This window comes from Paratractidigestivibacter sp., assembly GCF_052362415.1.
GTDB lineage: Bacteria > Actinomycetota > Coriobacteriia > Coriobacteriales > Atopobiaceae > Paratractidigestivibacter.
Window position 1 is genome coordinate 17,225 of record NZ_DAWEMK010000027.1, and the last position, 2,188, is coordinate 19,412.

At 64.0% G+C, this 2,188-nt stretch carries 2 protein-coding genes; both read right to left on the reverse strand.

The features are described from left to right. Positions 1 to 198: 198 nt before the first annotated feature. Complete coding sequence (locus ACT84W_RS04320; RefSeq protein WP_444328326.1) at positions 199 to 585, reverse strand: nucleotidyl transferase AbiEii/AbiGii toxin family protein; 387 nt, start codon at positions 583 to 585, stop codon at positions 199 to 201. Between the two features lie 152 nt (positions 586 to 737). After that, on the reverse strand, positions 738 to 2,096 hold the full coding sequence (locus tag ACT84W_RS04325; RefSeq protein ID WP_444328327.1) for an ATP-binding protein: 1,359 nt from the start codon (positions 2,094 to 2,096) through the stop codon (positions 738 to 740). Between the last annotated feature and the right edge of the window lie 92 nt (positions 2,097 to 2,188).

Here is a 2,188-nt window from a genome sequence, read left to right on the forward strand (position 1 = left end):
ATACCATTGCGCGCGGGAGCTACCGACGGTCCCGGTTTCTGGTGAAAAGAAGTCCTTCTTGCCGCGTCCTGCGCGGGAACCGGCGAGCGTCGGTACCGACGGTCGGCAATTTTGGCGCAGCCCGGCGCCCGCTTTACCGACAGCCCCGTTTTCCCGCGCAGCCGTGCCACGGGTTCCAGATGTCACGCATGGCACATGCTAGCCGGCGACAGCAATTAACCGAATGAAGCCGTTTGCCCACTCGACGGCGTCGGCAAGGTTCTGAAGTACGGGTAACCCAGAGGCTTGCTCAGCGTAGAGCCCCTCCCAGCCGTCTCGAAGGACGACCTCCGGAGGCCGAGTCTGCGCCTTCCTGTACGCGAAGAGCCTCTCGCACACTCGCCTCTTCGCAACGAGGTCGAGCTCAGCGTTGGCAGCAACAAGCTGCAGGTCAACAAGATCACGGGCCCGATTGCCCGGCCTGGTCAGCGCGTGCAACTTCCGAGCGACCTGATGATCAAGCGGCATGAGCGGTGCCCGGCCGGGCGCCGGCAACCCAACCCGAGCAAAGAGCACGGCGGCATCAGCAAGATCGACCCAGTCCATGGAGTCCGCGTCGCCCACTTCGTTGTGCCCGACCTCAAGTGGAACCGAACACTTTTTATCACGGCAGTTGGCCGAGATTTACCACGGCAGTCGGCCAGGTTTTTCCGCCAGGTGAACGCGCCATAGGACGCTCGCCCAGCACAGGGGGCGGTCTACAGGCAGTGCGCCATGTAGAGGGGCAGCTTCAGGACGCCGTCGCCTTGGCTCAGCTGGCTCGGGTGCAAGACGAGGCTCTCCCCCACGCGCTTGCCGAACTTCTTGCGGAACTTGCCCAGCGAGACGGTGCTGTACCGCTTGCCGGACTTGACCTCCAGCGGCGTCACGCGAGGCTTCATTGCCGAATCGGCGAAGGGGAGCACAAGGAGGAAGTCAATCTCCATGCGCTCGTCCGCCTCACTCGACCACTTGGAGTAGAAGCGCAGCTCGTGGCCGTTGGCGACGAGCTGCTGGGCCACGGCGTTCTCCGTCAGCATCCCCTCGTTGACCGAGGCATCGCCCAGCAGCACCTGGCGGTACACCTCCGGCAGCGCATCGCCCGCGGCAGAGAAGGCCTCCGTGGAGAGCAGCCCCGTGTCGCCCATGTAGCACTTGAGCGTCGTGTCATCCTCGCTGAGCGCGAGCCCGAGCGACGGGTCGGTGCTGAGCGTACAGAGGTTGACAGTGGCGGCCTCCTTGAGCCAGGCGAACGCCATCATGAAGTCGCGGGAGCGGGAGCCCTCCTCCACCTCGGTGTACACGAGCTTCTTCTCGTGGCGCGCCAGCATCCCAGGGACGGCGTCGAAGACCGCTTTGATCCGCTTAGCGTCCGTGCCGCCGTATTTCTCGATGTCGTTGCGGTAGAGGCCGAGCACGTTGCGCTTCACCCTGTCGGCGGCCGCCATGTCCCGCCCCTGCGCGTACGCGGCGACGGCCTGTGGCATGCCCCCGACCAGCGTGTACTCGCCCCACAGGCGCATCGCCTTGCGGTGGAGGGTCTCCGGCAGCGGCCTGCGCGCGGCGTAGCCCGCGCGGATCGCCTGCGCCAGGGGCTCCTCCCCCATGGCCCAGAGGAACTCCTCGAAGTCCATGGGGGACATCCTCAGGGACTCCTCCTCGGAGGGGAGCAGGATGTCCTTGACGTTCGTCTTCAGCGAGACAAGCGAGCCAGTCTCCAGGTAGTCGTAGCGGCCGTCCGCCACGAGGTGCTTGATGAACTCGCGGGCCTGCGGGAAGAGCTGCACCTCGTCGAAGACGATGAGCGTGTCTCGCCTGACGAGGCTCGCGCCGTACGTCGCCGACAGGTAGAGAAAGAACGAGTCGAGGTCCGTCCGGGTATCGAGAAACACCTGCCTGAACTCGTCGGTCACGAGGCTGAAGTCGACCATGACGTAGGAGGAGTACTCGTTCTTTGCGAACTCCTCGGCGATAGTCGACTTGCCGATTCTGCGGGCGCCCTCGATCAGCAGGGCGCTGTGACCGTCGCTCTGGCGCTTCCATGCCAGAAGCTTGTTGTAAACCTTGCGCTTGAACACGTCTCGTCACCTCGCTGTTTCACGTTTCTTAGGGTTTGAGTATAGCTAAGTTCGCACGTTTCTAAGGGTTCACGAGGGCACGATTTCGCACG

Coding starts and splice junctions, on each gene's coding strand:
- ACT84W_RS04320 (WP_444328326.1), bottom strand. CDS start 585: ATGGACTGGGTCGATCTTGCTGATGCCGCCGTGCTCTTTGCTCGGGTT.